The following is a 26,414-nucleotide window of genomic DNA, read 5'->3' on the forward strand; positions in this document are numbered from 1 at the left end:
ACAGAGAATTTAATAGGCTTCAAACGCCGCCAGTATACGGTTCAAACCCTCCCTCAAGGTAGCCTGCGGGCAAGCCAGGTTCATGCGGATGTGGCCCTCACCGCCCTGGCCCAACAGGTGGCCGAAGGTCACGATGATATTGGCATGTTCCTCGAAAAAATCCTGCAACTGAGGACGGGGCAACGCCCATCCGGAACAATCAATCCAGGCGAAATAGGTGGATTCCGGCCGGCAAACGTACACATCGGGAAAGTGAATGCCGAAGAACTCATAGAGAGACTCGAAATTGGCGGCCACATGCGCCATGAGCTCAGCCCGCCACAGGTCGCATTCCCTGAACGCAGTTTCAGTGGCGACTTGGCCAAACAGTGAACCGCCGTAATACATATTGCTGCGCTGCTGCTCCTTGGCGATTGCCTGCCTGATGGCCTCGTTCTCGGTAACCATCAGCGAATGTTTGAGCCCCGTCAGGTTGAACGTCTTGCTCGCCGACAGCAGCGTGACCGTATTCAGCGACGCACTGGCGGATAGCGATGCCATCGGGGTAAAACGCACACCCTCGTACAGCAGGCCGTTGTAGACCTCATCCGAGACAACACGGATTGCGTGACGACTGCAGATGTCGTGTAAGCGACCGAGCTCTTCAGGGGTCCAGACTCGCCCAACCGGGTTATGGGGATTGCACAACAGGAGGATCCTGGTCTTGGCCGTAATCACTTGCTCTAGCTGGTCGAAATCGAACCTGTATGTTTCCCCGTCAAACAACAAAGGATTGGCCACTGCCACGCGCTGGTTCGCACTGATCAGTTCGGCAAAGATGTGATGCACCGGCGGCTGGAATATCACCTCGTCGCCGGCCTCACTCAACGCCTCGATCACCGGCTGCATGGAGGCATACACCCCCGTGGAAAACTGCACCCACTCAGGGTTGATGGCCCACTGAAAGTTGCGCTGCAAATAGCCCACCACCGCCTCATGGTAGGGCTGCTGCTTGTACGGATAGCCGAAGTGGCCTTGCTGGGCCGTCGCCACTAACGCTGATACCACCTCGGGGGCTGAGGCAAAGTCCATGTCCGCGGTGCCAAAGGACAACAGAGTATCCCGCCCTTTGCGCTCGAACTCGAACTCCCACTTCGAGCGGCTCAGGCCTGTTGGGTTAATCGGCGTCTCAAAATCGTAATGCTTGTTCATTCTCACGTCTCTTTTCAAACCGCTGCGGCGCGCAATACCAAAGGACGGATTTTTTGCTCGCGACGAAACACGCCAATCCCCAGATAGCCGCAGATAACGGAAATCACAGGCGTCATATAGGCAATGAAGGTGTAGGGGCCATAGTCGAACATACTGACGCCCAGCACCGAAGCATAGAACACGGCGGAGACGTCCCAGGGAATCACGGCGCCGACCATGGTGCCGCTGTCTTCCATGGTTCTGGACAACACACTGGAATGAACATCGCGGTCCTCGAACGCCTCACGGAAGGCCACGCCCGGCAAGGTGAGCGTGCAGTACTGCCCCGCCCCGCCCAGCATCAAGGCCAGACAGGCAACAGTGGTCGACAAAATCAGCCCACCGATGCTGGTGGCGTAGCGCAACAGGCCGTTCATCAACACGGACAGGATGCCCTGACGGTCCAGAATCCCGCTGATAATACCGGCGCACAGGCACAGGTAAACCGTGAACGCCATGCTCAGCGCGCCGCCCCGGGTCAGCAGTTTATCCACGGCCTCGAGGCCGGTCTTGCTGACAAAGCCATTCATGCCACTGGAAAGCACATGGGAAAAGCCCGAGCCCTGGAACACCAATGCACACACGATGCCCAGCACGATGCCACCCACAAACACTGGAATCGCGGGCTTGCGCAGGGCACTGAACACCAGCACAAACAGCGGCGGCGCGAGCAACAGTGGGTTAATTGTGAAATGTTCCTTCAACCCATCGGTCAGCATCAGGACCGTATGAATATCGGATGAAGTCGCGGCGTGCACATGGCCCAGGTAGGTAAACAACACCAGGCTGATCACCGTGGCCGGTATCGTGGTGTTCATCATCGACAGAATATGATCAATGAGATTGGTGCCGGTACTCGCTGCCGTCAGGATGGTCGTTGACGAGATAGGCGAAAGTTTTTCCCCCACCAAGGCCCCGGAAATAATCGCACCGGCGGTAATTGCCAGAGGAATGCCCAAGCCTTCGGACACGCCCATCAATGCCAACCCGACAGTGCCAGCCGTGCCCCAGGATGTACCGGTAGTCAGGCACGTCAGCAGGCAGACAAGGAAAGTCAGCGGCAGAAAATAAGCCGGGTTAATCAGCTTTATGCCGTAGTACAACAGGGTTGGAACACTGCCCGCCTCGATCCATACCGCGATCATGATCCCGACAAGAATCATCATGAAGGTCGCGGGGAAAACCCGGTTTATCCCTTGTAAGGCTGAAGCCTGTATATCAACCCATTTATAGCCCAGGTACAAACTGAACAAACTGCTGACACACAGGGCTGCCATCAATGCCATGACGATTGGGACATCGTTCATCACCAGTGTGATGACGCAAGCCAGTGGCAAGAAAAAGCCGACCGCGGCTTTTGTTAATGTCATCGGCTGCCGTGTGACCGGCGCATCAGAACTGTTACGCATACTTTCACCTGTTTTTTATATTGTAGTTATGGTTAAAGCGGCTACTGATTGCGGCGGCTCTTAATCAAGCACGGCAATCGCCTCGATCTCAACGAGCACTCCTTTCGGCAACGCCTTTGCGGCGATGCAGGACCGGGCGGGTTTGGAAACAAAGTACTGTTCGTAGAGCGCATTGAAGACGGCGAAGTCGGCCATATCGCTGAGGAAGCACGTGGTCTTGATGACATTGCCGTAGTGAGTGCCGGCTTCGGTGAGGATCGCCTCGAGGTTCTTCATCACTTGCAGCGACTGAACTTGAATATCAGTGCCGACGACCTCGTTTGTCACAGGGTCCAACGGAATCTGCCCGGAAACGAACAGCATGTCGCCATGAGCCTTCGCTTGTGAATAAGGGCCAATTGCTGCTGGGGCCAGAGGGGTGTTGATGGTTTGCAAAATCCAGACTCCTGAAAACACTCACGCCAAGGGAAATTTGGCTTGAGCGGATCTTAGACTGAACATTTGTTTATCGGCAATACTTTTTTTCACTCTTAAAAATAAAACCGTACGTAGTGTTGCGATGTGAGATCAATGCGTGCCGACCGAACACCTCTGTGAGCGTGTTTGGCTGATCGAGAAAAGCTGCAGGATGAACCAGCCCAGAATTTGATGGCCGGCGTCACGCAGCACTGCAAGCCTTTCGGGGAAGCGATCGGATTCGAATAGCAGGAAGTCGAAATCAAACGTCGGCACCACAAACACACCAAAACCGGCCTAGCTCAGCGTGTCAATCTTGCGTCCAGCTCGTTTCCAGAAGGTGAGGATTCCACCGAGAGCCAGCCTTTCTGTAGGCGAAAAAATGTGAAAATAAAAAAGGGGGCGCGAGATAAAATCTCGCATCCCCTTGAATTATATGGTCGGGACGGAGTGATTCGAACACTCGACCCCTAGCACCCCATGCAAGGGGTGTTTTCGGCACCTCTGACAATATCAGCTCAATGCATTTTTCGACCTACTGGAAACGCAACACGCCAAAGGGCACCGGCACCAGGGCTCTGGCCATTCCACCCGGCGATTGCAGCCCGAGGGTGGTGTCGGTTTCCGGTCCATCTCGGCATCACGATCTTGGCGATAGTGGACGGCGCCATCATCATGTGGCCGAGCGCGGCAAGTTGCGGCTTGCGCAAACCAAGCGTCCGGGTTTCCCGAGCGGCCAAGTTGAAATTGAATTAATGCAACTGCCAGCGAACGACGGAAGCGGTGTAGTCCTACCAGGCGCTTGGTGCCCTGCCCTGGGCAACTAATCTTCGAGGCATCCCCGTGCAAGCCGAGCCTGACGTACACTGAAAGCCATCGACGACCACCCTGCTCCGCCTCAGAGATCGCCAATCTCGATCGCCCGCATATCCCCGCGCTACTGGGGGCAAAACTGGGGGCATATTTTAGTTTTTCCGCCCTGAAAATACTGCGCTAGAGCCCAGTCAAAATGTTTTTCGGGGATCCTGACAGTCTCTAGGCTGCGTGAAGTTAGCGTAACCCACGCAGGCACACGCCATCGCTCCCCCACTGAAGCGTGGGAGCGATCAACCCGAAACTTCCCCCATGCACGACTATAAATGAGAAGAATTGTATAAAAAGCTACTCTCTGACCTCAGAAAACGTAACCACTGGACCGTATTCCTGATCAGATATTATCGCTTGCACGCAAAACTTCCTTTCTGGAAATTTACTCAGCAACACCATCCTCCATGACTGGGCAACAATCCTGCACAGCTGTTCATACACAGCTTCATCCACCCTGTCAGTGCAGCCGCCAAACACGTCATACAGATGCATATGGTTCAAAAGTTTCTCAACCGCCACCACATCGTTATTACAATTTTTCATCCACCTGGAGTACGCCTCAACAGTAAATCCACTTTCCAGAAACACACCCGACTCATGAAAAACAAAATCTGGAAACAAGACCTTGCAAAACATCAAGGCATCTTCAGGGTGTACAACATCACTGATATAAGACAACCCATCCAGCTCGGACTGATCCCGCCACTGGCTTTTCCACTGCTCGTACTTTGGAGAGCTGACAGAATCTATACTGTTAATTATTTTCATGGAATTTCCTCTGCGCTAACGCTCCGTGGAGGTTTTTTACTTGACGGTGATTGTGCCCTGAGCGATCCATCTGGCAAATCGTTGCGACCATAGTCACTAGATGCTCTCGCTGACATCAATTTGTATGGGCACTATCACCCTGTCGACAAGGCTGGAGCCCGATACCGCGGCGACCAGAGCGTTCACCGCCTGCTCTGCCACCGCCACCACCGGATGAGAGAGCACCGCCTGCACCAGATCAGCTTTCAGCGCTTCCCGGGTCAGCGGCGTCAGGTCATGACACACCACCACCGGAAGCCTGATCTTCTGCTGCTTGAGTTCGCGCAATGCACGCAGCACCCCTGCGACACCACCGCCGGCCACGTACAAGGCGGCGAGGTCGGGCTCCCCGCTCAGCAAATCCAGCGCGTTGCCATAGGCGAAATCATCGTCCTCAAGGGTCAGGCGTGAGGCGAGTAACTCCCAATCCGGTGAATGATTGGACAGGTAGCTGCGAAAGCTCAGCTCACACAACTCCTGGCACTGGAAACGCTGACTGCTGACCATCACCGCTGCCGAGCCCGGCTGCCTTGCCAATCGGGTGACGAACCAGCCCGCTGTGCGTCCCATCAACCGATTATCGAGGCCGACGTACGCTGGGCCGGCCAGTTCCGAAATCAACGCGACCACAGCAACGCCCGCGTCCTGCAGGCGGGCGATGGCCTCCCGCACCAGCGGATGATCGACCGCCACCACCCCAACGCCGTCGACTTGTTCACCCATAGCCTGGATGCGCTGCGCCACCGTTGCCGGATCAAGGTCGTCCAGGTAACCGATGACCACACGGATGCGCGCCCGCGCAAACGTGGCCGAGGCGTTGGACAGCGCTTGTGCGAGCCCTTGGTAGAACGCCACGCCGCTCTTCTGCAACAGGAACCCCAGCCGCACCGTCGGCTTGTCATTCAGGACCCGTTGTTCGATGACCCCTTTGGCATGGAAGCCCAGGCGTGCCGCCGCCGTGGCAATGCGATGCGCCGTGTCGGTACGCACGTCTGCACGCAGATTCAGCACACGGTCGACGGTGGAGAGGCTGACGCCGGCTTCACGCGCGACATCCGCCATGGTGGGGCGCAGTTTTCGACGAGGCTCTTCTGACATGTTTTGACATCTCTTTTTCGCAATCATGAAGGGTTTTGACAGAGTTATCCAGCCTCCCGTAGCGGTGCTCCACCCCCCTGAAATAGCATCGTCACAGGCTGAACAGTCCACTCATAACAAAAACACCGGAGTGTATCGATGACCATCCACATCTCTACGGCGCCCTGCTGCTGGGGCGTCGACGATGTAAAAAATCCTTATCTGCCAGCGTGGCGCGACGTGCTCGGTGAGGCCAATGAAGCGGGCTATCGCGGGATTGAGTTAGGCCCCTATGGTTACTTGCCGCTTGACGCAACGGTGGTGGCAACAGCCCTTGGCGAAAACCGCCTGCATGTGGTGGCCGGGACGATTTTCGATGATCTGGTAAACCCCGCGAACCTGCCGTCGCTGCTCAGGCAAACCCGCGATATCTGCGAATTGCTCAAGCAACTGCCGCCCATCGACAAGGAGCCCGGCCAGCGCTTTGCCGGTCCTTACCTGGTGATCATCGATTGGGGCCATGAGGACCGTGACTACGCTGCCGGCCATTCAGAGCTGGCTGAACGCCTGGATGATGGCGCATGGCAAACCATGGTGGAGCACATCCGGGCCATCTGTCAGATCGCCTGGCATGACTACGGCATTCGCCCGGTTATTCACCCGCACGCCGGGGGTTACATCGAGTTTGCCGACGAATTGGCGCGGCTGGTCGAGGACATTCCCGACGACGTCGCCGGGCTCTGCCTGGATACCGGGCACCTCTACTACGCGGGCATGGACCCGGCGGCTGCCTTGCGCGCTTACGCCGACCGGCTGGATTACATCCATTTCAAAGACATTGACCAAGGCGTTTTTGACGACGTGATGAAGCAGCGCATCAAGTTCTTCGACGCCTGTGCCAGGGGCGTGATGTGCCCCATCGGTCGCGGCGTTATCGATTACCCGGACCTGTATCGTCTTATCCAAACCCTGGGCTACGAGGGCTACATCACGGTCGAGCAGGAACGCGACCCTCGAAACGCCAATGGCAGCCTGGAAGATGTCCGATCCAGCCGCACCTACCTGGCAACCGTCGGTTTCTGACCCCACACGAGGTACACCCCATGATCAACGGCAGCAAACGAATCCCCCAACCCATCCGCTGGGCCATGGTCGGCGGCGGCAGCCAGAGCCAGATCGGCTACATCCACCGCTGCGCCGCACTGCGTGACAACAGCTTCGCACTGGTGGCGGGCGCATTCGATATCGATGCGGCGCGCGGCCGCGAATTCGGCGAGCAACTGGGGGTCGAGCCCGAACGCTGTTACGCCGATTACCTGAGCCTGTTCGAACAGGAAGCCCAACGGCCAGACGGCATTCAAGCGGTGTCGATCGCCACCCCCAACGGTACGCACTACGCCATCACCAAGGCAGCGCTGGAAGCCGGGCTGCACGTGGTGTGTGAAAAACCCCTGTGTTTTACCGTCGAGCAGGCCGAAACCCTGCGTGAACTGTCGCATAAGCAAAACCGCATCGTCGGCGTGACCTACGGGTATGCCGGCCATCAACTGATCGAGCAAGCCCGGCAAATGATCGCCGCCGGTGAACTGGGCGACGTGCGCATGGTGCACATGCAGTTCGCCCACGGTTTCCATAGCGCGCCGGTAGAGGCCCAGAGCCAGGCGACGCAATGGCGTGTCGATCCGCGTCAGGCGGGCCCGAGCTACGTGCTGGGTGACGTCGGGACGCACCCGCTGTACCTGTCGGAAGTGATGCTGCCTGACCTTAAAATCAAACGCCTGATGTGCAGTCGGCAAAGTTTCGTCGCCAGCCGCGCGCCCCTGGAAGACAACGCCTACACCTTGATGGAATACGAAGGCGGCGCGATGGGCATGGTCTGGTCGAGCGCGGTCAATGCCGGCTCCATGCACGGCCAGAAAATCCGCGTCATCGGCTCTCGCGCCAGTCTCGAATGGTGGGATGAGCGCCCTAACCAATTGAGCTTCGAGGTCCAAGGGCAGCCCGCACAAATACTCGAGCGCGGCATGGGTTACCTGCACCCCGATGCACTGATCGACGATCGCATTGGCGGCGGGCATCCGGAAGGTTTGTTCGAAGCCTGGGCCAATCTCTATTACCGCTTTGCCCTGGCCATGGATGCGACTGACCGCGCCGATACCCAGGCCCTCAGCGCGGTGCGTTACCCAGGCATCGACGCTGGCGTCGAAGGCGTGCGGTGGGTCGAGCGCTGCGTGCTGTCGGCCGACAACGACTCCGCCTGGGTCGTCTACTAAGGCGGTATGGACCGAGTACGGGGCGGACATGTTCACCAAAGCATGATTCGCCCCCTGCCCCGACCGTTTATGCCTGGGCAATCGCCTCGCGAACGAAGTCTTCATAGGTGCGCAATGGGTGCCCAATGATGGCCTCCAATCGCTCCACTGTTCCGTCAGCGGCTTGCATGCCGAACACCTGGATACCCGCCATCATCAGGCGCATGTCATACGCCAGCCAGGCCGGACCGTACGAAGCCAACTGCCCCTCGAAAGCGGCTACATCATCACCGCCATAGGCAACCTCACGCCCCAGGGCTGCGCTCCAGGTCTTTGCCACGTAGGCGCCAGTCAGTGCTTTCGGCCCGACCAACTCCAGCGTTACACGATCGAGAGCAGAAGATGCGTTGTCGCGTCTCAGCAGTTCTGCCACGGCGACATCGGCAATATCGCGCGCATCGATCATCGAGACGCCGGCCGAGCCGATTGGCATCGGGTACACCGAGTAGTTCTGGATCGTCTGCCGGACCATGAGGTCGTTTTGCATAAAGTAAGCGGGACGCAGAATAGTCGCGGGAATGTCGAGGCTTTCGATCATGCGCTCAACGGTATGCTTGCCGGTGAAGTGCGGAACATTGGTGAACTTGTCGGCATGAATCACCGACAGGTAGACAATGCGTTCGATGCCAGCTTCCTGGGCGAGGTTCAGCGTGATCAGGGCTTGCGTCACCTCATCGGGCGTCACGGCGTTGAGCAGGAACAGCGTGCGCACCGACGACAGCGCGACGCGCATCGACGCGACATCGGTGAGGTCTGCAACCACCTCAGTGACGCCGGCCGGAAATTCGCGTTTACCGGGTTGGCGCACCAGGGCTTTGACCTCGGCCCCCGCGCCGGCAAGCCCCTGAGTGATGAGTGAACCAATGGTGCCCGTGGCGCCGATAACAAGAATGCTCATGTTTGAATCTCCTGCGATGGATAGTTAGGGTGAGTCAGCGAGAGAAGTCGGCCACGACCTTGCCGGTTCCTGAGGCGCTGCGATTGCGTTCGATGGCTTGCGGGATGTCACTGAATCCGACGACCTCGCCAATCCGGGACTGCAGCGTGCCGCTGGCGATTTCCTGGGCCAGCGTCTCCAGCAATGCCGGATCTGGCTTGTTCATGAACCAGAGGCCGCGGCGATTTGCCGGTGTGCGCGCCAGAATGTCGGGGGATGAGGTGCCAACAATCACGCCGTTTTCCGCCAACACTTGCCACGAGCGATCCAGTACCTCTCCCCCGACGTAGTCGAGCACCAGGTCGATGCCCTGGATGACGTCCTCGAAACGCTGGGATCGATAGTCAATGACGTGGTCCGCGCCCAGGCGGCGCACATACTCCAGGTCGGCCGTACCGGCCGTTACGAAGACTTCAGCGGCGGCGCGCTTGGCGTATTGCACGGCATAGGCGCCCAGTGCGCCCGCCGCGCCGTGAATGAGGATTTTCTGGCCGGGGTGAATCGGCCCGGCGTGGTGAAGACTCTTCCAGGCGGCGACGGCGGCGACGGGAATCGCCGCAGCCTGGACGTCGTCCAGGGTTTCAGGCGTCAAGGAAAGACTCGCTTCGCTGACGGTCACTAATTCGGCGTACGCGCCCAGCCCACCCATCGCGCCCATGACTCGGTCGCCAACACGAAAGCGCGTGACACCGGCACCGACCGCCTCGATGACGCCCGCCATTTCGGCGCCGAGGACGATGGGCAGTGGCAGCGTAAAGGCACTTCGCACCAGGCCTTCACGGACCTTCCAATCGATGCCGTTCACGCCGGCGGCTCGAACGCGAACCAGCACCTGGCCTTGTGCTGGTTCAGGCTTTTCGATCTCGGTCACTTGCGCGGCGTCAGCGCCGCCGTAGGCTCGGATCAATACAGCGCGTTGCAGTGTGTTCATTGCAATTCCTCGTCTTGCGTTGCGATGACGAGAAGATAGGCTGTTGCACAGATAAAGCAGAGACACCAAAATGCAGACACTTCGTTTCAAAAATGGAACACCATGAACCTGAACGCGCTGATCGATTTCATGCTCGTCGCAACGAATGAGGGGCTGGGGAAGGCAAGCCGTGCGAGCGGTATCTCGAAAGCCACCTTGTCGCGACGAATCGCCGACCTGGAAGAGCAACTGGGCGTGAGGCTGATCGAGCGCAGCGCTCGCGGCTTGAAGCTCACCGAAGCCGGCGAAAGCCTGATGGCCCGCACAGAAGGCCCGTTGGGCGAGGTGGCCGAAGCGATGAAGGCCGCCCGTGAGGGCTTATCGATACCTCGCGGACGCCTGCGTGTGGCCTCCCCGGTGCTGTTCTCCCAGCTTGCGATGGGCCGTATCGGCGTCGAATTCTGTAGCGCCTACCCAGAGGTCGAAATCGAAGTCGTGGCAGAGGATCGCCTGGTCGACCTGGTCGAGGAACACTATGACGTCGCGATTCGGGTCAACCCGAGCCCGGACAGCCGTTTGGTCGGCCGCTGCTTCGCCAAGGACCGGCTGGTGGTTGTGGCGGCGCCTGAAGTGCCCAAGCCTATGCCCGGCGCAATCAGGCCCGTGCCCTGCGTCGTAATGTCGAGTTTTCAGCCCACCCACTGGAGCCTCGATGGAGGGCAGTTGATCCTGGATCCGATCCCGAAGCTGCGGTTCTCTTCGTTACTGATGGTTCGCGATGCGGCTATCGCGGGCGGTGGCGCAGCGTTGATCCCCCAGTCCATCGCCTGGAACCAGCTTGCCCGTGGCGAGTTGGTGCAGTGGGGCACGGTCTCTGGTGAAGAGCCGGCACTCTGGGTATTGCATACATCCAGGCGCCTTGCTGCGCCGAAAGTTCGCGCTTTCGTCGACTTCATGTGTGCGAAATATCCGGACATGTCGTTGGTTCTGAAGGGCTAGAGGGCCGGAACCAGGGTGTGCCTCATTCGGTAGGTGGGCTCCATATTTGCGAAACTATTGGAGTGTCCGCTTTTGGCCAAGCGCTGTAAGTACGTCTGCTCGATCTCGCTGTAATCCTCAAAGAGCCCGTGATAACTCCCGCACAAACCAACTAATTCTTTCGGTTAACTAGCGAGTCTGGATTTTGCTGCTAGCTTAAAACGACATGTCCTACAAACAAGTTCGAATAGGGGCAGCCCCTTAGCCTTCATCAATGCGCTATCGGGTTTATTTCCAGGGAATTGGGGAGCCACCATGCTCAGGTCACCGTCTGCCCCGGCAATTTTGCTGGCGGCTTCAGTGTTGCCCGCGTCCTGGGCGTGGGCCGATAACGCCGACACGGCCAACAAGAGCAACAACCCGCTGAACCTCGCGCCGGGTGCGAATCTGCAGGATTACTACAGCCCCAGGCTCTTCGACACCAATGCCCACACCAATGACCTGTTGCTGCGGGGCACATTGCCTATAGCGCCGTCGGATGTCCTGGGCGTACCCCAACTGTTGCGCGCTACCCTGCCCGTCAGCACCCGGCCCGATCCCCACAGCGGCTACAGCACCGGGATTGGCGACCTGAACCTGTTCGATATCTTCCTGCTCAAGACTGAAGGCGTGCAACTGGGCATCGGCCCGCAAATCACCGCGCCCACCGCCGAGCACGACGAACTGGGCACCGGCAAATGGCAGGCCGGCCTGGCCGCCGTCGCCATCGATGCTTCCCCAAGAGGACTGCTCGGTGCGCTGGTGCAGTACCAAAGTTCGTTCGCCGGCGACCGCGGCCGGCCCCATGTCGAAAGCGCCACGTTCCAGCCGTTCATCATGCATAACCTGCCCAAGGGCTGGTACCTGCGCTCCACCGGCACCTGGACCTTCGACCTGAAAAACGACACTCACTACATTCCCATCGGTTTCGGTGCCGGCAAGGCCTGGAAAGCCGGCGGCAATATCTTCAACGCGTTTTTAGAACCGCAATGGACCGTCGCCCGCAAGGGTGATGACTTGCCCCAATTCACGCTGTTCGCCGGGATCAACGTGACGTTTGGAAAATAAGGACTGTTTAAGCGTGCTGGTATTTAGAAGGAGTAGAGCCATGGCTTCACGTAGTCAACTGAGTGCGTTAACGGCCGCCACGCTGGCACTCTTGCCAGGAATAGGGTTTGCCGACAATGCCAGGGATTGGCAGAACACCCCGACGGACCTGAACATGGTGTTCGGCTACTACAACCGGATCGACACCAACACCCCGATCGACACCACGCTGCCGATCACCGGCCTGTCGTTGAATGCCGACCTTTACCTGTTCCGTTTCGCCCGTTCGTTCGGCATCGACGGGCGCAGCAGCGCCATCCAGTTTGTCCAACCCTATGCCGACGTGTCGGCCTCCTTCGACAATGCGCAGTACTTCAGCGGTACCAAGCGCAACGGCGGCATGGGCGACACGCAGATCGTGTTCGCCCATAACATCTTCGGCGGCCCGGCACTGACGGCCCAGGAGTTCGCCAGCTGGAAACCCGAGACGTTCCTCACCGGCGCGCTGTGGATGACCATGCCCACCGGTGACTACGATAAAGACCGTGTCATCAACATCGGTTCCAACCGTTGGGTGTTCAAGCCGGAGCTGGGCTTCGGCACGCCCATCGGCCCGACCTGGCTTGAAATCAACACCTACGTCTCGCTGTTCGGCGACAACAAGGACTACCACGGCGACAGCAAGCTGGAGCAAAAACCGCTGTACGCCATCGAGGGTCACTACAGCTACACCATCAACCGCGCGCTCTGGGTCTCGCTGGACGCCACCTACAACCGGGGCGGCGAAAGCCGGATCGACGGCGACTGGCAAGACAACAAACAGGAAAACGGCCTGCTGGGCGCCAGCCTGGGGTTCATGCTGTCACCGCAATTTGGCGGCCTGATTGCCTATAACGATACGGTTTCGGAGCGCACCGGGTCGCCGGATGTGAACACCTGGACGTTCCGCCTGCAGTACGTCTGGTGAGAGCCACTTTCATGGAATGAACGGAGTGCGCCATGTCCCGTATGCATCTCGCGCGTTTATTGCTGACAGGCCTGCTGGTGAACGCCCACACCGTCTGGGCCGACGAACTGGAACCCAAGGCTCTCACAGCCTTGGAGCAGATGGGCGGCTACCTGCGCAGCCTGCAGCAGTTTCGCATCGACGCCCACAGCCACACCGACCAGGTGCTGGATAACGGCCAGACCATCGAATTCAGCCACCAGACCCGCCTCGCGGCGATGCAGCCGGACAAGCTGCAAGTCTCGGTGGAAAGCGACGGTGAGCGCCGCAGCCTGTTCTACAACGGCAAACGCTTCACCCTGTACGACAGCCGCAGCGGCTACTTCGCCAACCAGGCCGCGCCGGCGAACATTGGCGGTCTGCTCGACCAGTTGAGCGAACGTTATGGCATCGAGTTGCCCCTGGCCGACCTGTTCCGCTGGAACCCCGGCACCGCCCAGGAGGTGGGCATCAGCAACGCCGTGTTGATCGGCAGCGAAACCATCGACGGCCAGACCTGCACCCATTACGCCTACCGCCAGCCGGACATCGACTGGCAATTGTGGATCCGCCAGGGCGCGCAACCCTTGCCGTGCCGGCTGGTGATCAGTCGCCGCGACACCGCCGAACATCCCCGGCACAGCGTCAATTACCTGTGGCAACTCAACAGCCCACCCGCGCCCAAGGACTTTGAGTTCACGCCCCCGGCCGGCGCCCGCGCGGTGCCCTTGCAGCAGTTGGAGCCCCACGGAGAGCAGCCATGAAAAGCACTTCGGCGCTACTGACCGCGAGTTTGCTGCTGATGCTGTTCGACCCGCTGGCTGCCCAGGCCTGGCAACTGCGTGGAGGTGGTGGTGCACGCACGTTCGTGGTGCCCCGTGGCGGCGGTGGCGGTTACCGCCCGCCGATGCCTGCGCCGCACCCGATGCCCGCACCCCGGCCGATGCCGCCAATGCCTGCGCCACACCCGCAGCCCCATCCTAAACCAGGGCCGCATCCCGAGCCTGGCCCGCATCCGTATCCAGGGCCACAACCGGGGCCGCATCCGATGCCACCTCCTCCGCCGCCATCCCACGGAGATGACTGGTACCACCCATGGGCCGCCGCTGCCGTCGTCGGCGCAACCACGGCGACCATCCTCGCCATCGGCACCCGGGTCACCACGGTGCCGGTGGATTGCGTCTCGGTGGTCGCCAATGGCGTGGCCTACCAGCACTGCGGGCCCACCTGGTACCAGCCGCAATACGTCGGCAGTTCCGTGCAGTACATCGTGGTCGCCGCGCCCTGGTGACCCACCGTTTCAAGGAAGACTGTGATGACAGCGCTCAATGATTTAACCGCCCTGCAAGCCAGCATCGCCGAGAGCGTGCTGGGCCAGGACCAGGTGATCCGCCAGATCCTGATCGGCCTGCTGGCCAACGGTCACCTGCTGCTGGAAAGCCTCCCGGGGCTGGCCAAGACCCGCACGGTCAAGGCCCTGGCCCGGCACCTGGACGCGAAGATGAGCCGCATCCAGTTCACCCCCGACCTGCTGCCCTCGGACATCACCGGCGCCGAGGTGCTGCACCAGGTGGACGGCCAGAACCAGATCCGCTTCCAGCCAGGCCCGCTGTTCGGCAACCTGATCCTCGCCGATGAAATCAACCGCGCCCCGGCCAAGGTCCAGGCGGCTTTGCTCGAAGCCATGGAAGAACGCCAGATCACCGTGGCCGGCGCCAGCCACCCGCTGCCCGAGTTGTTTATCGTGGTCGCGACTCAAAACCCCATCGAACAGGAAGGCACCTACCCGCTGCCGGAAGCGCAGATGGACCGATTCCTGATGAAAGTCCTGCTGGACTACCCCAGCGCCGAAAACGAAAGCCAGGTGCTGCGCCTGTTGCGCGAAGAAGAGCAGCACGCCGCCAGCGCGACGACCCAAGGCTTCACCCTGGCGCCCGAGGTGATCTTCGCCGCCCGCCAGGAAGTCAGCGCGATCCAGGTGTCCCCCGCCATCGACCGCTACCTGATCGACCTGATCAACGCCACCCGCCATCCCGCCGACTACGACGCCGACCTGGCGCGCTGGATCAGCCTCGGCGCCAGTCCCCGTGGCGGCATCGGCCTGGACCGCGCCGCCCGCGCCGATGCCTGGTTGCAAGGCCAGGCCTTCGTTACCCCGCAAAACGTGCAGGCCGTGGTGCACCCGGTGCTGCGTCACCGCCTGCAATTGAGCTACGACGCCGTAGCCGATGGCGTCACGGCTGACCAGGTGCTGGACCGCCTGCTGGGCAACGTGGCGATCCCGGCATGAACGCCGACGGCCTGGTCTACGTGTCCCTGGGGCAGTTGATGGCCCTGCAGTTCCAGGCCCGTGGCCTGAGCTTTGTGGCGCGCCAGCCCCAGGGCAGCATCCTCGCCGGCAACCACGCCTCGCGGCTGCGCGGGCGCGGCTTGAACTTCGATGAGCTGCGGCGCTACCAGCCCGGCGATGACCTGCGCCACCTGGACTGGCGTGCCTCGCTGCGTACCGGCAAGCCGGTGGTTCGTACCTTTACCGAGGAGCGCGATCGCCCGGCGCTGATTGTGGTCGACCAGCGCATGTCGATGTTTTTCGGCTCGGTGCGCAGCTTCAAATCCGCCGTCGCCGCCGAGTTGGCGGCATTGGCAGCGTGGATGGTGTTCAACGCAGGCGACCGGGTCGGCGGCCTGGTATTCAACGATGAGCGTATCGACAGCGTGGCGCCGCTGCGCAGCCGCAAGCGCGTCGAAACCCTGTGCAGCCGGATCGTCCAGCAGAACACCGCGCTGAGCGCCGGCAATCCGGACCATGAGGCCGACGGCCAGCTCGACAAGGTGCTGCAACAATGCCTGGCACTGGCCGGGCATGATCATTTGATCTGCATCGTCAGTGACTTTGCCGGTGCTGGCGAGCGCACCCTGCAATTGATGCGGCAACTGTCGGCCCACAACGATGTGATCGCCCTGCAAGTCTACGACCCACTGGCGCTGAACGTGCCCGACACCGGGCACCTGATGGTCACCCAGGGCCAATTGCAGGTCGAGCTGGCGGTACAGAAACGCCAGGTGCGCCAGCCCCTGGGAGACTTTCTCGGCGGCCGCCTCAAGGACGTCGCCAGCCTGTTGCGCCGCAGCCAGGTACCGCTGCTGATGATCAGCACCGCGCGGCCTGCGGTTGACCAACTGCGCGACGAATTGGGCAGGCGCCGTTGAACGCCAACGTCCCCAGCATTGAACAGCTCAAGGAGTTGGGCCTGCCCGCGCCGGTCAGTTACTGGCCGCAGACATGGGGCTGGTGGGTGCTGCTTGGGATACTCGCCATTGTGCTGCTGGCGCTGGGCATCCGCGCCTGGCTGCACTGGCGGCGCAATGCCTATCGCCGCGAAGCCTTGGCGCACCTTGATGCGATCGAAGACCTGCGGGAGTTGCCGGCACTGCTCAAACGCGTGGCCCTGTCGATGCCCCTTGCGCCTGAAGAACACCAGCGCGTGCCAACCTTGAGCGGCACCGCCTGGCAGGCCTTCCTGCTGCGCCATGCCCGCACGCCGCTGCCGGAGGATTTCAGCCGTCAACTGGCGAGCCTGGCGTACGGACCAGCCGATATTTCCAGCGCACAACGGGAACAGCTGTTGGCCCAGTGCAAAGCCTGGGTGGAGCATCATCATGTGGCAGCTTGATTACCCCTGGCTGTTACTCGGGCTGCCGCTGCCGTGGCTGGCCTACCGATACCTGCCGGAATACCGCGAAGCCCGCAGCGCCGTGCGCGTGCCGTTTTTTGCCAGCCTCAGCCGGGCGGTGGGACAGACGCCGGCGGCCAGCGGCATCCGCACCAACCGTCTGCAACTGCTGCTGAATCTGCTGGTCTGGGCGCTGTTGGTAGTGGCCATTGCCCGCCCGGTGTGGATCGAAAAACCCATCGAACGCCAACAGCCGGTGCGCGACCTGATGCTGGCCATCGACATCTCGCAGTCCATGGAAACCCAGGACTTTACCGACGCCAACGGCCAGAAGATCAACCGCCTGGCGGCGGTAAAACAGGTGGTGCACGGGTTTATCCAGCGCCGCCGGGACGACCGTATAGGCCTGATCCTGTTTGGCAGCGGCGCCTATCCCCAGGCGCCGTTGACCCTGGACCACGCCAGCCTGTCCCTGCTGCTGGATGACAGCGGCATCGGCATGGCCGGGCCCAATACGGCGATTGGCGATGCCATCGGCCTGAGCCTGAAACTGCTGGACCAGGCCCACGAGCAGGAGAAGGTGCTGATCCTGCTCACCGACGGCAACGACACCAGCAGCGCGATCCCGCCCGACCACGCGGCATCGATGGCGGCGGCCAAGGGCGTGGTGGTTCATACCATCGGCATTGGCGACCCTGGCGCCTCGGGTGAGGCCAAGGTCAACCTCAGCGCCCTGCAACAGATTGCCGAGGCCACCGGCGGGCGGTATTTCCGGGCCGAAAACCGCGACACCCTGGACCAGGTCTACGCCACCCTCGACCAGATCACCCCGCACCAGGTGAAGACCCTGAGCCACCAACCCAAGCGCGACCTGTTCTGGATGCCCCTGGCGGCGGCGATCAGTGTGTTGGCGCTGTATCACCTGGTCGCCGCGTTGTGGCCGCACCTGAGACGGCAACGGCGGGAGGTCCGCGATGGAACTCAACCTCAGTGACTTCCACTTCCTGCGTCCGGCCTGGCTGTTGCTGGCGGTGCCTGGCTTGTTGCTGCCGTTGCTGTGGCGGCGCAGCAAGGACCTGCAACGCCGGCTGCGGGGCAATATCGCGCCGCACCTGTTGCCGCATTTACTGCTGACGCCTAAGGATTCCCATCGCCTGAGGCCAGTGCATCTGGTCAGCGCCTTGCTGGTCCTCGGCGCGCTGGCCAGCGCCGGGCCTACCTGGGAACAGGACCGTCCCGACTTCCTGGAGAACCGTGCGCCGCTGATCATCGCCCTCGACCTGTCGCCGTCGATGGACACCGCCGACGTGCCGCCTACCCGCCTGCAAGCCGCCAAACACAAGTTGCAGGACCTGGTGCAGCGTCGCCAGGGTGCGCGCACCGCGTTGATCGTGTACGCCGGCAGCGCGCACCTGGTGTTGCCGCCGACGGACGACCCGGCGCTGCTGGACAGTTTTATCCAGGCCCTGGCCACCGACCTGCTCAGCAAACCCGGGCGCGATGTGGCCGGGGTGATCGACCAGGCCAAACGCCTGCTGGCAGCTGAAAAAGCCCCCGGCAGCCTGTTGCTGATCACCGACGGCGCCGATCCTGCCCAACTGCCGCAGCTCAAGCAGCACCTGGCGGACAGCCCGTTGCAGGTGCTGGTACTGGCGGTCGGCGTCAACTTCGATGCCGGCGCCTTGAAGCAACTGGCGTCCGCCACCGACGCGCCACTGGGCAGCCTGACCCTCAACGATGACGATCTGGACTGGGTGGAGCTGCACGCCCAGCAGCATTTCCAGAATGCCGACGAGCAACAGCGCAACCTGCAATGGAAAGACGCCGGTTACTGGCTGTGCTGGCCGCTGCTGCTGTTTGCGTTGTTCAGCGTGCGCCGGGGCTGGAGCCTGAACTGGATGGCGGTGCTGGTGCTGGGGGTGTTCCTGCAACCTGCACCGGCCGAAGCCAATGCCCTGACCGATGCATTTTTCACCCGCGATCAACAGGGCCGCTGGGCCTTCGAGCACCACCACTACCCCGCCGCCGCCGGGCTGTTTGTAGACCCGTACTGGAAAGGCATCGCCGCATACAACGCCGCCGACTATGACCTGGCCCTGGCGACGTTTTCCCAACTCGACACGGCCCAGGCCGCGTTTTACCGGGGCAATATTCAGGTACGCCGCTTCAAGTTCGACGACGCTATCGCCGCCTATCAACAAGCCTTGCAGCTACAGCCACAATTCCCCGAGGCCAGCGCGAACCTGGCCCTGGCCCTGGCGCTGAAGAAGGACACCGAAAACGCCTCGGACAACGCCCCCGAGGTCAAGCCGGATGCGATCAAGTTCGACAAGGCCGCCGGCAAGGGCAAAAGCAAGGCGATCGAGACGGAGCAGGCGAGCAACGATGCGTTGTGGCTGCAGAACCTGACGACCTCCCCGGCAAACTTCCTGCGGCGCAAGTTCAGCCTGCAGGACCAGGGAGCGCAGCCATGAACCGTCTCTGCTGGCTGTTACTGCTGGTGACGGGCCCGTTATGGGCGGTCGAGCCGCAACTGCGGGTGCAGGCACAACTGGTGCCCGGCAATGACGTCGTAGTGGGCGAGCAGGTGCAACTGCAGGTCGATGTGTTGACCGACAGCTGGTTTACCGCCGCCGCCAACCTGCCGCCCTTGCAGCTCCCCGGTGCACGAGTGCAGGCACCGGACGGTGAGGCTGAACACCTGAACCAGGTGATCGAGGGCAAGACCTTCTACGGCATGCGCTACCGTTACCGCATCACGCCTGCGGTGGCCCGGACCTTTGAGATTCCGGCGCTGACGGTGCAGGCCCAGCCCGGTCAAGCCACTGCGCCGTTGAGTGCGCAGACGGCACCGCTGTCATTCCAGGCCACCCAGCCGCCGGGGTTCGATCCCGGAGAAACCGTATTGGTGGCCGATGGTTTGCGCCTGACCCAAACCCTCACCCCCACACCGCTCAAGGTCGGCGACACCCTCACCCGCACTCTCACCCTGCAAGCCGACAACACCCCTGGCCTGTCCTTGCCACCGCCTGACCAGGCCCAGGTGAAAGGCCTGCGCCGCTACCCGCAATCGCCCATCATCAGCAACCTGGATGATGGACGCGGCCACATCAGCGGCGGCCAACGCATCGACCGCCAGGTGTACCGCGTCGAGCAAGCCGGCCATTACCAACTGCCCGCCATCAGCGTGAAATGGTGGGACAGCCGCAACCATCGCCTGCAAGTCACACGAGTGCCCGAGGTCAGCGTCGAGGCACAAGCGGCGAGCGCCTACACCCCGGCATTTTCCATTGCCGAAGACCTCAAGCAACTCGGGCAACACAGCCGCTGGCAGTTATCGCGGCACGGGTTGGCGTGGGGCACTGCCGTGGTGGTGTCGGTGCTGGCGGCGTACCTCGTGCATGGCATCTGGCCACGTATTCCGCCGCTGTGGCGACGTGGCTGCGGGGCGTTGCGCTGGCTGTTTCGTCGGCTACGCTTGCTACCACTGAACCCTCGTCGCGAAAAGGATTTCCCATGACGTCTCTCCGTTCTGTCCTGCCCCTTCTCCTGCTGTTCAGCCTGCCGGCCCTGGCCGCCGACCCACTGCCGTCGTGGAACGAAGGCCCGAGCAAAAAACACATCATCGAATTCGTCCAGGCCGTGACGGCCGAAGGCTCCAGGGACTACGTAAAACCCGCCGAGCGCATTGCCGTATTCGATAACGACGGCACCCTGTGGACCGAGCAGCCGGCCTACTTCGAGGTGCTGTTTGCCTTCGACGAAATCAAACGCCTGGCGCCGCAGCACCCGGAGTGGAAAACCACCCAACCGTTCAAGGCGGTCCTCGAAAACGACCATCAGGCCCTGGCCCAAAGCGGCATGGACGGCCTGCTGAAAATCATCGGCGCAACTCACACCGGCCTTACCACCGACGCCTTTATCGACAACGCCAAGACCTGGCTCACCCAGGCCCGCCACCCGAAAACCGGCAAGCCCTACACCGAGATGATCTACCAGCCGATGCTGGAGATGCTCGACTACCTGCGCAGCCAGCAATTCAAGACCTACATCGTTTCCGGCGGGGACACCGCCTTCATGCGCGCCTTTGCCGAGGTGGTCTACGGCGTGCCGCCGGAGCAGGTGATCGGCTCCAACTTCGTCACCGCGTTCCAGATCAAGGACGGTGCGCCGCAGGTCCTGCGCACCGCCAAGCTGGCCCACAACGACGACGGCCCGGGCAAGCCGGAAAGCATCGACTCGATCATTGGTCGCCGGCCGATCCTGGCCTTCGGCAACTCCGACGGCGACCTGCAGATGCTGCAGTGGACGGCTGCAGGCGCTGGCAAACGCTTCATGGGCCTGGTGCACCACACCGACGCCAGGCGCGAGTGGGCCTATGACCGCAACTCCCAAGTCGGGCGCCTGGACAAGGCGCTCGATGAGGCCAAGACAAAAGGCTGGACCGTGGTGGACATGGCGACCGAGTGGAACCGTATCTACCCCTTCGAGCCGGCTGTGCAAAAGCAGGTGCAATAAGAAAAGACGTCGCGATGGACTGTACTAAACGTTGGTCGCAGGCACTGCGACTCAAGCCGAGAAAGGAGCAAGTCATATGACTCGCATACGCAAGTGGCTGCCGAAACTCGCCCTGGTGGCGGTATCGGTGATGGGGGTCTCGGCATCTGCCTGGGCCGCCGACAAGCCGAATATCCTGGTGATATTCGGCGATGACATTGGGCAAACCAACATCAGCGCCTATTCCATGGGCGTGGTGGGTTACAAGACCCCGAACATCGACCGTATCGCCAAGGAAGGCATGATGTTCACCGACTACTACGCGGAGAACAGCTGCACCGCCGGGCGTTCGTCCTTTATCACAGGCCAGACGCCGTTGCGCACGGGCTTGTCCAAGGTCGGCGCGCCCGGTGCCTCCGTCGGCTTGCAAAAGCGCGACATCACCATTGCCCAGGCACTCAAGTCCCTGGGGTACTCCACTGGCCAGTTCGGCAAGAATCACCTGGGCGACAAGGACGAGTACTTGCCCACCAACCACGGCTTCGATGAGTTCTTCGGCAACCTCTACCATCTCAATGCCGAAGAAGAGCCCGAACGGCCTTACTGGCCCAAGGACGATGCCGAATTCGTCAAGGCCAACTCCCCCCGTGGTGTGATCCACAGCTTCGCCGACGGCAAGATCGAAGACACCGGCGCCTTGACCACCAAGCGCATGGAAACCATCGACGACGAAACCACCGCCGCCGCCCAGGCGTTCATCAAGAAACAGGCGGAGGCCAACAAACCGTTCTTTGTCTGGATGAACACCACCCGCATGCACCTGTTCACCCACGTGCGCGAGTCGATGAAGGGCCAGAGCGGCATGCCCGGCAACGAGTACGCCGACGGCATGCTGGAGCATGACGGCGACGTCGGCAAACTCCTGCAAACCCTCGACGACCTGAAAATCGCCGACAACACCATCGTGGTCTACACCACCGACAACGGGCCGAACCAGTTCTCGTGGCCGGACGCGGCGACCACGCCGTTCCGTAACGAGAAAAACTCCAACTGGGAGGGGGCCTATCGCGTACCGGCGATGATTCGCTGGCCAGGCAAGATCAAACAGGGGGAGGTGTCCAACGAAATGTTCTCGGGCATGGACTGGTTCCCTACCCTGCTGGCTGCCGCGGGCGATACCGAGGTGAAGGACAAGTTGCTCAAAGGCTGGGCACCCACCGCGGGCGGTGCCAACTTCAAGGTGCACCTGGATGGCTTTAACCAGTTGCCCTACTTGACCGGCCAGCAGCCCAAGGGCGCGCGTAACGAGTTCTACTACTTCAACGATGACGGCGTGCTGGTGTCGATGCGCTTCGACAACTGGAAAGCGGTGTTCTGCGAGCAGCGTGCGCCGGGCGGCTTCAAGGTCTGGAGTGAGCCGTTCGTGTGCCTGAGGGTACCGAAGATCCTCAACTTGCGGATGGACCCGTATGAGCGCGCCGATGTGGTGTCTGACCAGTACTACGACTGGACCACGAAAAATATCTACCTGGTGGCAGTGGCGGTCACCAAATCGGCGAAGTTCCTCGAGACGTTCATCGAGTACCCGCCGAGCCAGAAACCGGCCAGCTTCAGCGTCGACCAGATCCGCGCAGCGGTGGATGCGAAGATTGCTGAAAAAATGAAGGCTAATCCGGCGCAATAGCCGTTGAGCGCCGTTCTCGCGAGCGGCGCGTAACCTGTGGTGAGGGTGCTTGCTGTGGTGAGGGAGCTGCTGTGGCGAGGGAGCTTGCTCCCGCTGGGCTGCGCAGCAGCCCCAATCCAGACAACACGGTGTTTTCAGGTAAATCGTGGTGTTTGGTTTTGGGGGCGCTTCGCACCCCAGCGGGAGCAAGCTCCCTCGCCACAGCAAGCACCCTCGCCACAGCAGCTCCCTCACCACAGCAAGCTCCCTCACCGCACTTTGATCTGTATTTGCATAAGGCTATTTGCAATGTCGTCACGCACCGCCAGCAAACCCGCCGCATTGGCTCACACCTCCACCCCCCTGGTCCCCGCCCTGCTGCTGTTCATCTCCGGCATGGCCGCGCTGGTGTACCAGGTGTTGTGGATCAAGCAGCTGTCGTTGGTTGTGGGCGTTGAGGTGTACGCAATCACCACCGGCATCAGCGCGTTTTTTGCCGGGCTGGCGTTGGGTGGCTGGCTGTTCGGACGCTGGGCAGATCGCCTGTCGCGACCGTTGCTGCTGTATGCAATCCTCGAAATTCTCGTCGCCGTGCTCGGCGTGGGCGCCACTGTCGCCCTGAGCATGGCCGCCAGCCCGTTTGCCTGGCTGGAGCAACACATCGGCCTGCTGGCGTGGTTCCTGCCGTTTGTGCTGGTGGGCATCCCGGCGCTGTTGATGGGCGGCACCTTGCCGGTACTGGTGCGCTCGCTGGACATCGACCCCAAGGCCCTGGGCCAGGCCGGCGGCCGCCTGTATGCGGCCAACACCGCGGGAGCCATTGCCGGCACCTTGCTCAGCGCCTTCGTGCTGATCGCCACGTTCGGCGTGCGCGGCAGTGCCCTGGTGGCCGCGATGCTCAACCTGCTGGCCGCCGTCGGTGCGCTGATGTATGTGCGGCGTCACACGCCCACGCCGATCACTCACACTCGCAGCACCCAACCGGCGCGCCTGGCCCTGGTGCTGTATGCCATCGCCGGTGGCGTGGCGCTGGGCTACGAGGTGGTGTGGTCGCAATCCATCGTCCAGTTCATGAGCACCCGCACCTATGCGTTTGCCGTGGTACTTGCCACGTACCTGGCCGGGCTGTTTATCGGCAGCCAGTTCATGGCGCGACGGGTAGAACGCATCCGTGACCCATGGGGCGTATTCGGCCTGCTGATCGCCGGCGCCGGGCTGGTAGCCTTGCTGGAAATCGCCCTGCTGGGCCGCTGGCTGGTGCTCCTGCAAACCCAGGCCGAAGCCCTGGTGCTGAGCCTGGGCGGCGCCGAACTGCCGGGCATGAGCGCACGCTTTGCAGTGGCGGCACTGTGCATCGTGTTTGTGCCCACCCTGCTGCTCGGCGCCGCCTTTCCCCTGGCTCTGCGCTTGAGCGTGGGCAGCGAGCAGGTGGGTCGGGATGTCGGCGCCGTGGTGGCGTTCAACACCCTGGGCGGGATTGTCGGGGTGATGCTCTGCGGTTTTGTGCTGATTCCCTGGCTCGGGCTGGTGCGTACCCTGGGTTTGCTGGCCGTGATTGCCGGCGCCATCGGCTACATGGCCGTGCGCCGTGGCCACGGGGTGAAGAAAGGCCGGCGCCAGGCGGTGGTCGCTCTCGGCCTGCTGTCACTGGCAGTGGCGCTGCTGACCCCGGTGGACCGCCTGGCCAAGCTGCTGCCCGGAGCACGCAATGCGAGCCTGGCGTTCTACCAGGAAGGTCGCGGCGCCACTGTTGCCGTGGTCACCCAGGGCCAGGGCGCGCGGAGTTTTCAGCGCCTGTACATCCAGGGCGTGTCCAACACCGGCGACGCCATGCCGTCCCTGCGCTATATGCGGGTCCAGGCGTTGTTGCCGCTGTTGATCCATAACGGCGAGCCCCGTTCGGCTCTGGTGATCGGCTTCGGCACCGGAATTACTGCCGGGGCGTTGCTGCGCTATCCGGGGCTTGAGCACCGGGTGGTCGCCGAGTTGCTGCCATCGGTGATCCAGGCGGCGCCGTTGTTCAAGGGCAACTTCAACGCCGCCAATGACCCGGGTGTGGATGTGCGCCTGCGGGACGGTCGCCAGGAACTGCTGCGCAACCCACAGGCCTACGACCTGATCACCCTCGAACCACCGCCACCGTCGGCGGCCGGGGTGGTCAACCTGTACTCCCGCGACTTCTACCAATTGGCCGCCAGGCGCCTGGAGAAAAACGGCCTGCTGGCCCAGTGGCTGCCGCTGCCGACGCAAAACCTCGAGGACTCACAGTCCCTGGTGCGCAGTTTCCTCGACGTGTTCCCGTACGCCACGTTGTGGACCAGCGAGTTCCACGAAATGCTGCTGGTGGGCTCCATGGAACCCATCGACCTGGATGCCACGCGGATTCGCCAGCGCTTTGAGCAAGCTACCGTGAGCAGCGCCCTCGGCGATGTGGGCATTGATTCGGCCGCCACCCTCCTCGCCACCTGGGTCACCGATCGCCAGGGCCTGGAGCGCTTTGCGGGCAATGCGTTGCCGGTCACCGATGACCGGCCGCGTATCGAATACGCACCCTGGGTACGCAGTAAAGAGATCGCGCGGGTGTTGCCGGCACTGCTGGATTTGCGGGTGCCTGCGCCCTTGCTGAATGCAGACCCGGGGTTCACACGGACGCTGGCCAGCGAACAACAGCGCCTGATGCAGTTTTATCGCGCCAGCCTGCATGCCTACGACGGCGACCGCGCCGCCTGGGGTCGGGATATCCAGGCGGTGTTGCAGCAAGACAGTGCCAACCCTTATTACCGCTGGTTTATCGGCCAGTAGTCGCCCGGGGCGCGAGCCCCGGGCACAGCACTTCAGCGTTTGAGCTTCAGGTACGACTGGTGCAGGTCCGAGGCCCAACCATCGATCACGCTTTTGACGTCATCGGCCTTCATCACCTGGGAGTCGTTCGACAACGGCTTGCCGGTGCCTTTGCGCACGACCTGGGCGATGACCTTGCCGCTGCCGCCATCCAGGAACTGGGCTTCGGTGCCCAGGGTGGTTTCCTGGTCGCGAATCCCGGTACCGGTGCTCACCGCGGCCGCCACCAGGGCGACGGGAATGTACTCATACGGCTTGAGGCTTTCGGTCTTGCTGCTGACCGCCGTGATGGCGGCCCGCACCACGATCACCCCCGGGCCAGGCCCGTTGGCCAGCGGCAGGGACTTTTCCAGTTCGCGCTTGAGGGCCTGGTTGTAGTAGCTGTTGATGCCCTGCAAGGTGCTGTCGGGAATTTTCGTAGTGGCTTGCGGCTTGGGGTAGAACTGCGTGGGTTCGATGTAAACGGCGGTATAGCGGCTCAGGTTCAGGTCGGGGTCAACCCAGCGCATCACTTCTGCCCCCGACGGCGACTTGGCCTCCTTGAGGTGGCTGTAGTCGGAGAGAAACCCGGAGTATTCGTCCGGCTGCGTCACCTTGCTGGAACATCCCACCACCCCGATTGAGGCAATGCATACGGTGCCGATCATTAGTCCTAGCTTCATCGTCGAACTCCCTGGCTGTCATC

General features: G+C 61.7%; 24 protein-coding genes. 16 read left to right on the forward strand and 8 right to left on the reverse strand.

Annotated features, from left to right (window positions below):
- Window positions 1-9 precede the first annotated feature (9 nt).
- The 5 genes from HX875_RS21040 to HX875_RS21060 form a co-directional block, all read right to left on the reverse strand.
- Complete coding sequence (locus HX875_RS21040; RefSeq protein WP_177045301.1) at window positions 10-1,191, reverse strand: MalY/PatB family protein; 1,182 nt, start codon at window positions 1,189-1,191, stop codon at window positions 10-12.
- A gap of 14 nt (window positions 1,192-1,205) precedes the next feature.
- A complete protein-coding gene (nhaC, locus tag HX875_RS21045) occupies window positions 1,206-2,639 on the reverse strand; it encodes a Na+/H+ antiporter NhaC (protein WP_177045303.1) in 1,434 nt (477 codons plus the stop codon).
- Between the two features lie 60 nt (window positions 2,640-2,699).
- Complete coding sequence (locus HX875_RS21050; RefSeq protein ID WP_218171982.1) at window positions 2,700-3,074, reverse strand: RidA family protein; 375 nt, start codon at window positions 3,072-3,074, stop codon at window positions 2,700-2,702.
- Window positions 3,075-4,256: 1,182 nt separating this feature from the next.
- Window positions 4,257-4,730, reverse strand: coding sequence for a hypothetical protein (locus HX875_RS21055; protein ID WP_177045305.1), 474 nt, complete (start codon window positions 4,728-4,730; stop codon window positions 4,257-4,259).
- Window positions 4,731-4,826: 96 nt separating this feature from the next.
- Window positions 4,827-5,867 (reverse strand): LacI family DNA-binding transcriptional regulator, encoded by a 1,041-nt coding sequence (locus HX875_RS21060; RefSeq protein WP_177045307.1) that lies wholly within the window; start codon window positions 5,865-5,867, stop codon window positions 4,827-4,829.
- A 138-nt stretch (window positions 5,868-6,005) separates the two neighbouring features.
- Between HX875_RS21060 and HX875_RS21065 the strand changes: the two genes are divergently transcribed.
- The gene (locus tag HX875_RS21065) at window positions 6,006-6,929 is read left to right on the forward strand and encodes a TIM barrel protein (RefSeq protein ID WP_177045309.1); all 924 of its coding nucleotides are present in this window, start codon (window positions 6,006-6,008) and stop codon (window positions 6,927-6,929) included.
- A 20-nt stretch (window positions 6,930-6,949) separates the two neighbouring features.
- Window positions 6,950-8,119 (forward strand): Gfo/Idh/MocA family protein, encoded by a 1,170-nt coding sequence (locus HX875_RS21070; RefSeq protein ID WP_177045311.1) that lies wholly within the window; start codon window positions 6,950-6,952, stop codon window positions 8,117-8,119.
- A gap of 67 nt (window positions 8,120-8,186) precedes the next feature.
- Here the strand turns inward: HX875_RS21070 and HX875_RS21075 are convergent, their stop codons facing one another.
- Window positions 8,187-9,056 (reverse strand): NmrA/HSCARG family protein, encoded by an 870-nt coding sequence (locus HX875_RS21075; protein ID WP_177045313.1) that lies wholly within the window; start codon window positions 9,054-9,056, stop codon window positions 8,187-8,189.
- 34 nt (window positions 9,057-9,090) lie between these two features.
- Window positions 9,091-10,026, reverse strand: a complete 936-nt coding sequence (locus HX875_RS21080; RefSeq protein WP_177045315.1) for an NADP-dependent oxidoreductase — start codon at window positions 10,024-10,026, stop codon at window positions 9,091-9,093.
- 102 nt (window positions 10,027-10,128) lie between these two features.
- On the opposite strand from HX875_RS21080, the gene HX875_RS21085 reads away from it, so the two are divergent.
- The 14 genes from HX875_RS21085 to HX875_RS21150 all read left to right on the forward strand — a co-directional run bounded on the left by HX875_RS21085 (window position 10,129) and on the right by HX875_RS21150 (window position 25,690).
- On the forward strand, window positions 10,129-11,004 hold the full coding sequence (locus tag HX875_RS21085) for a LysR family transcriptional regulator (RefSeq protein WP_177045317.1): 876 nt from the start codon (window positions 10,129-10,131) through the stop codon (window positions 11,002-11,004).
- Window positions 11,005-11,298: 294 nt separating this feature from the next.
- Complete coding sequence (locus HX875_RS21090) at window positions 11,299-12,090, forward strand: hypothetical protein (RefSeq protein ID WP_177045319.1); 792 nt, start codon at window positions 11,299-11,301, stop codon at window positions 12,088-12,090.
- 40 nt (window positions 12,091-12,130) lie between these two features.
- Window positions 12,131-13,036: a transporter gene (locus HX875_RS21095; RefSeq protein ID WP_177045321.1), complete on the forward strand. Its 906-nt coding sequence runs from the start codon at window positions 12,131-12,133 to the stop codon at window positions 13,034-13,036.
- 32 nt (window positions 13,037-13,068) lie between these two features.
- Window positions 13,069-13,818 carry a DUF2092 domain-containing protein gene (locus tag HX875_RS21100; protein ID WP_177045323.1) on the forward strand — a complete coding sequence of 250 codons (750 nt, stop codon included), beginning with the start codon at window positions 13,069-13,071 and terminating at the stop codon, window positions 13,816-13,818.
- On the forward strand, window positions 13,815-14,345 hold the full coding sequence (locus tag HX875_RS21105; protein ID WP_177045324.1) for a hypothetical protein: 531 nt from the start codon (window positions 13,815-13,817) through the stop codon (window positions 14,343-14,345). The genes HX875_RS21100 and HX875_RS21105 overlap by 4 nt, the downstream gene beginning before the upstream one ends.
- A gap of 24 nt (window positions 14,346-14,369) precedes the next feature.
- Entirely contained in the window at window positions 14,370-15,344 is a 975-nt protein-coding gene (locus HX875_RS21110) for an AAA family ATPase (protein ID WP_177045326.1), read from the forward strand.
- Entirely contained in the window at window positions 15,341-16,264 is a 924-nt protein-coding gene (locus tag HX875_RS21115; protein ID WP_177045328.1) for a DUF58 domain-containing protein, read from the forward strand. The genes HX875_RS21110 and HX875_RS21115 overlap by 4 nt, the downstream gene beginning before the upstream one ends.
- Entirely contained in the window at window positions 16,261-16,728 is a 468-nt protein-coding gene (locus HX875_RS21120) for a DUF4381 domain-containing protein (protein ID WP_177045330.1), read from the forward strand. Before HX875_RS21115 ends, HX875_RS21120 begins: the two co-directional genes overlap by 4 nt.
- The gene (locus tag HX875_RS21125; RefSeq protein WP_177045332.1) at window positions 16,715-17,722 is read left to right on the forward strand and encodes a vWA domain-containing protein; all 1,008 of its coding nucleotides are present in this window, start codon (window positions 16,715-16,717) and stop codon (window positions 17,720-17,722) included. Before HX875_RS21120 ends, HX875_RS21125 begins: the two co-directional genes overlap by 14 nt.
- Window positions 17,703-19,202, forward strand: a complete 1,500-nt coding sequence (locus HX875_RS21130) for a VWA domain-containing protein (protein ID WP_177045334.1) — start codon at window positions 17,703-17,705, stop codon at window positions 19,200-19,202. The genes HX875_RS21125 and HX875_RS21130 overlap by 20 nt, the downstream gene beginning before the upstream one ends.
- Entirely contained in the window at window positions 19,199-20,248 is a 1,050-nt protein-coding gene (locus HX875_RS21135) for a BatD family protein (RefSeq protein ID WP_177045336.1), read from the forward strand. Before HX875_RS21130 ends, HX875_RS21135 begins: the two co-directional genes overlap by 4 nt.
- Window positions 20,245-21,246 (forward strand): HAD family hydrolase, encoded by a 1,002-nt coding sequence (locus HX875_RS21140; protein WP_177045338.1) that lies wholly within the window; start codon window positions 20,245-20,247, stop codon window positions 21,244-21,246. The genes HX875_RS21135 and HX875_RS21140 overlap by 4 nt, the downstream gene beginning before the upstream one ends.
- A gap of 76 nt (window positions 21,247-21,322) precedes the next feature.
- Window positions 21,323-22,909 carry an arylsulfatase gene (locus tag HX875_RS21145; RefSeq protein ID WP_177045340.1) on the forward strand — a complete coding sequence of 529 codons (1,587 nt, stop codon included), beginning with the start codon at window positions 21,323-21,325 and terminating at the stop codon, window positions 22,907-22,909.
- A 288-nt stretch (window positions 22,910-23,197) separates the two neighbouring features.
- On the forward strand, window positions 23,198-25,690 hold the full coding sequence (locus HX875_RS21150) for a fused MFS/spermidine synthase (protein ID WP_177045342.1): 2,493 nt from the start codon (window positions 23,198-23,200) through the stop codon (window positions 25,688-25,690).
- Window positions 25,691-25,722: 32 nt separating this feature from the next.
- Here HX875_RS21150 and HX875_RS21155 read toward each other — a convergent pair whose 3' ends face one another.
- Complete coding sequence (locus HX875_RS21155) at window positions 25,723-26,391, reverse strand: DUF3313 domain-containing protein (RefSeq protein WP_177045345.1); 669 nt, start codon at window positions 26,389-26,391, stop codon at window positions 25,723-25,725.
- Window positions 26,392-26,414 lie beyond the last annotated feature (23 nt).

Origin of the sequence: Pseudomonas yamanorum (assembly GCF_013386765.1) — a bacterium.
Classification (GTDB): Bacteria; Pseudomonadota; Gammaproteobacteria; order Pseudomonadales; family Pseudomonadaceae; genus Aquipseudomonas; species Aquipseudomonas yamanorum_A.

Coding starts and splice junctions, on each gene's coding strand:
- HX875_RS21150 (WP_177045342.1), top strand. CDS start 23,198: ATGTCGTCACGCACCGCCAGCAAACCCGCCGCATTGGCTCACACCTCC.
- HX875_RS21055 (WP_177045305.1), bottom strand. CDS start 4,730: ATGAAAATAATTAACAGTATAGATTCTGTCAGCTCTCCAAAGTACGAG.
- HX875_RS21155 (WP_177045345.1), bottom strand. CDS start 26,391: ATGAAGCTAGGACTAATGATCGGCACCGTATGCATTGCCTCAATCGGG.
- HX875_RS21125 (WP_177045332.1), top strand. CDS start 16,715: ATGTGGCAGCTTGATTACCCCTGGCTGTTACTCGGGCTGCCGCTGCCG.
- HX875_RS21110 (WP_177045326.1), top strand. CDS start 14,370: ATGACAGCGCTCAATGATTTAACCGCCCTGCAAGCCAGCATCGCCGAG.
- HX875_RS21065 (WP_177045309.1), top strand. CDS start 6,006: ATGACCATCCACATCTCTACGGCGCCCTGCTGCTGGGGCGTCGACGAT.
- HX875_RS21145 (WP_177045340.1), top strand. CDS start 21,323: ATGACTCGCATACGCAAGTGGCTGCCGAAACTCGCCCTGGTGGCGGTA.
- HX875_RS21090 (WP_177045319.1), top strand. CDS start 11,299: ATGCTCAGGTCACCGTCTGCCCCGGCAATTTTGCTGGCGGCTTCAGTG.
- HX875_RS21095 (WP_177045321.1), top strand. CDS start 12,131: ATGGCTTCACGTAGTCAACTGAGTGCGTTAACGGCCGCCACGCTGGCA.
- nhaC (WP_177045303.1), bottom strand. CDS start 2,639: ATGCGTAACAGTTCTGATGCGCCGGTCACACGGCAGCCGATGACATTA.
- HX875_RS21060 (WP_177045307.1), bottom strand. CDS start 5,867: ATGTCAGAAGAGCCTCGTCGAAAACTGCGCCCCACCATGGCGGATGTC.
- HX875_RS21130 (WP_177045334.1), top strand. CDS start 17,703: ATGGAACTCAACCTCAGTGACTTCCACTTCCTGCGTCCGGCCTGGCTG.
- HX875_RS21080 (WP_177045315.1), bottom strand. CDS start 10,026: ATGAACACACTGCAACGCGCTGTATTGATCCGAGCCTACGGCGGCGCT.
- HX875_RS21040 (WP_177045301.1), bottom strand. CDS start 1,191: ATGAACAAGCATTACGATTTTGAGACGCCGATTAACCCAACAGGCCTG.
- HX875_RS21105 (WP_177045324.1), top strand. CDS start 13,815: ATGAAAAGCACTTCGGCGCTACTGACCGCGAGTTTGCTGCTGATGCTG.
- HX875_RS21075 (WP_177045313.1), bottom strand. CDS start 9,056: ATGAGCATTCTTGTTATCGGCGCCACGGGCACCATTGGTTCACTCATC.
- HX875_RS21100 (WP_177045323.1), top strand. CDS start 13,069: ATGTCCCGTATGCATCTCGCGCGTTTATTGCTGACAGGCCTGCTGGTG.
- HX875_RS21135 (WP_177045336.1), top strand. CDS start 19,199: ATGAACCGTCTCTGCTGGCTGTTACTGCTGGTGACGGGCCCGTTATGG.
- HX875_RS21140 (WP_177045338.1), top strand. CDS start 20,245: ATGACGTCTCTCCGTTCTGTCCTGCCCCTTCTCCTGCTGTTCAGCCTG.
- HX875_RS21070 (WP_177045311.1), top strand. CDS start 6,950: ATGATCAACGGCAGCAAACGAATCCCCCAACCCATCCGCTGGGCCATG.
- HX875_RS21115 (WP_177045328.1), top strand. CDS start 15,341: ATGAACGCCGACGGCCTGGTCTACGTGTCCCTGGGGCAGTTGATGGCC.
- HX875_RS21085 (WP_177045317.1), top strand. CDS start 10,129: ATGAACCTGAACGCGCTGATCGATTTCATGCTCGTCGCAACGAATGAG.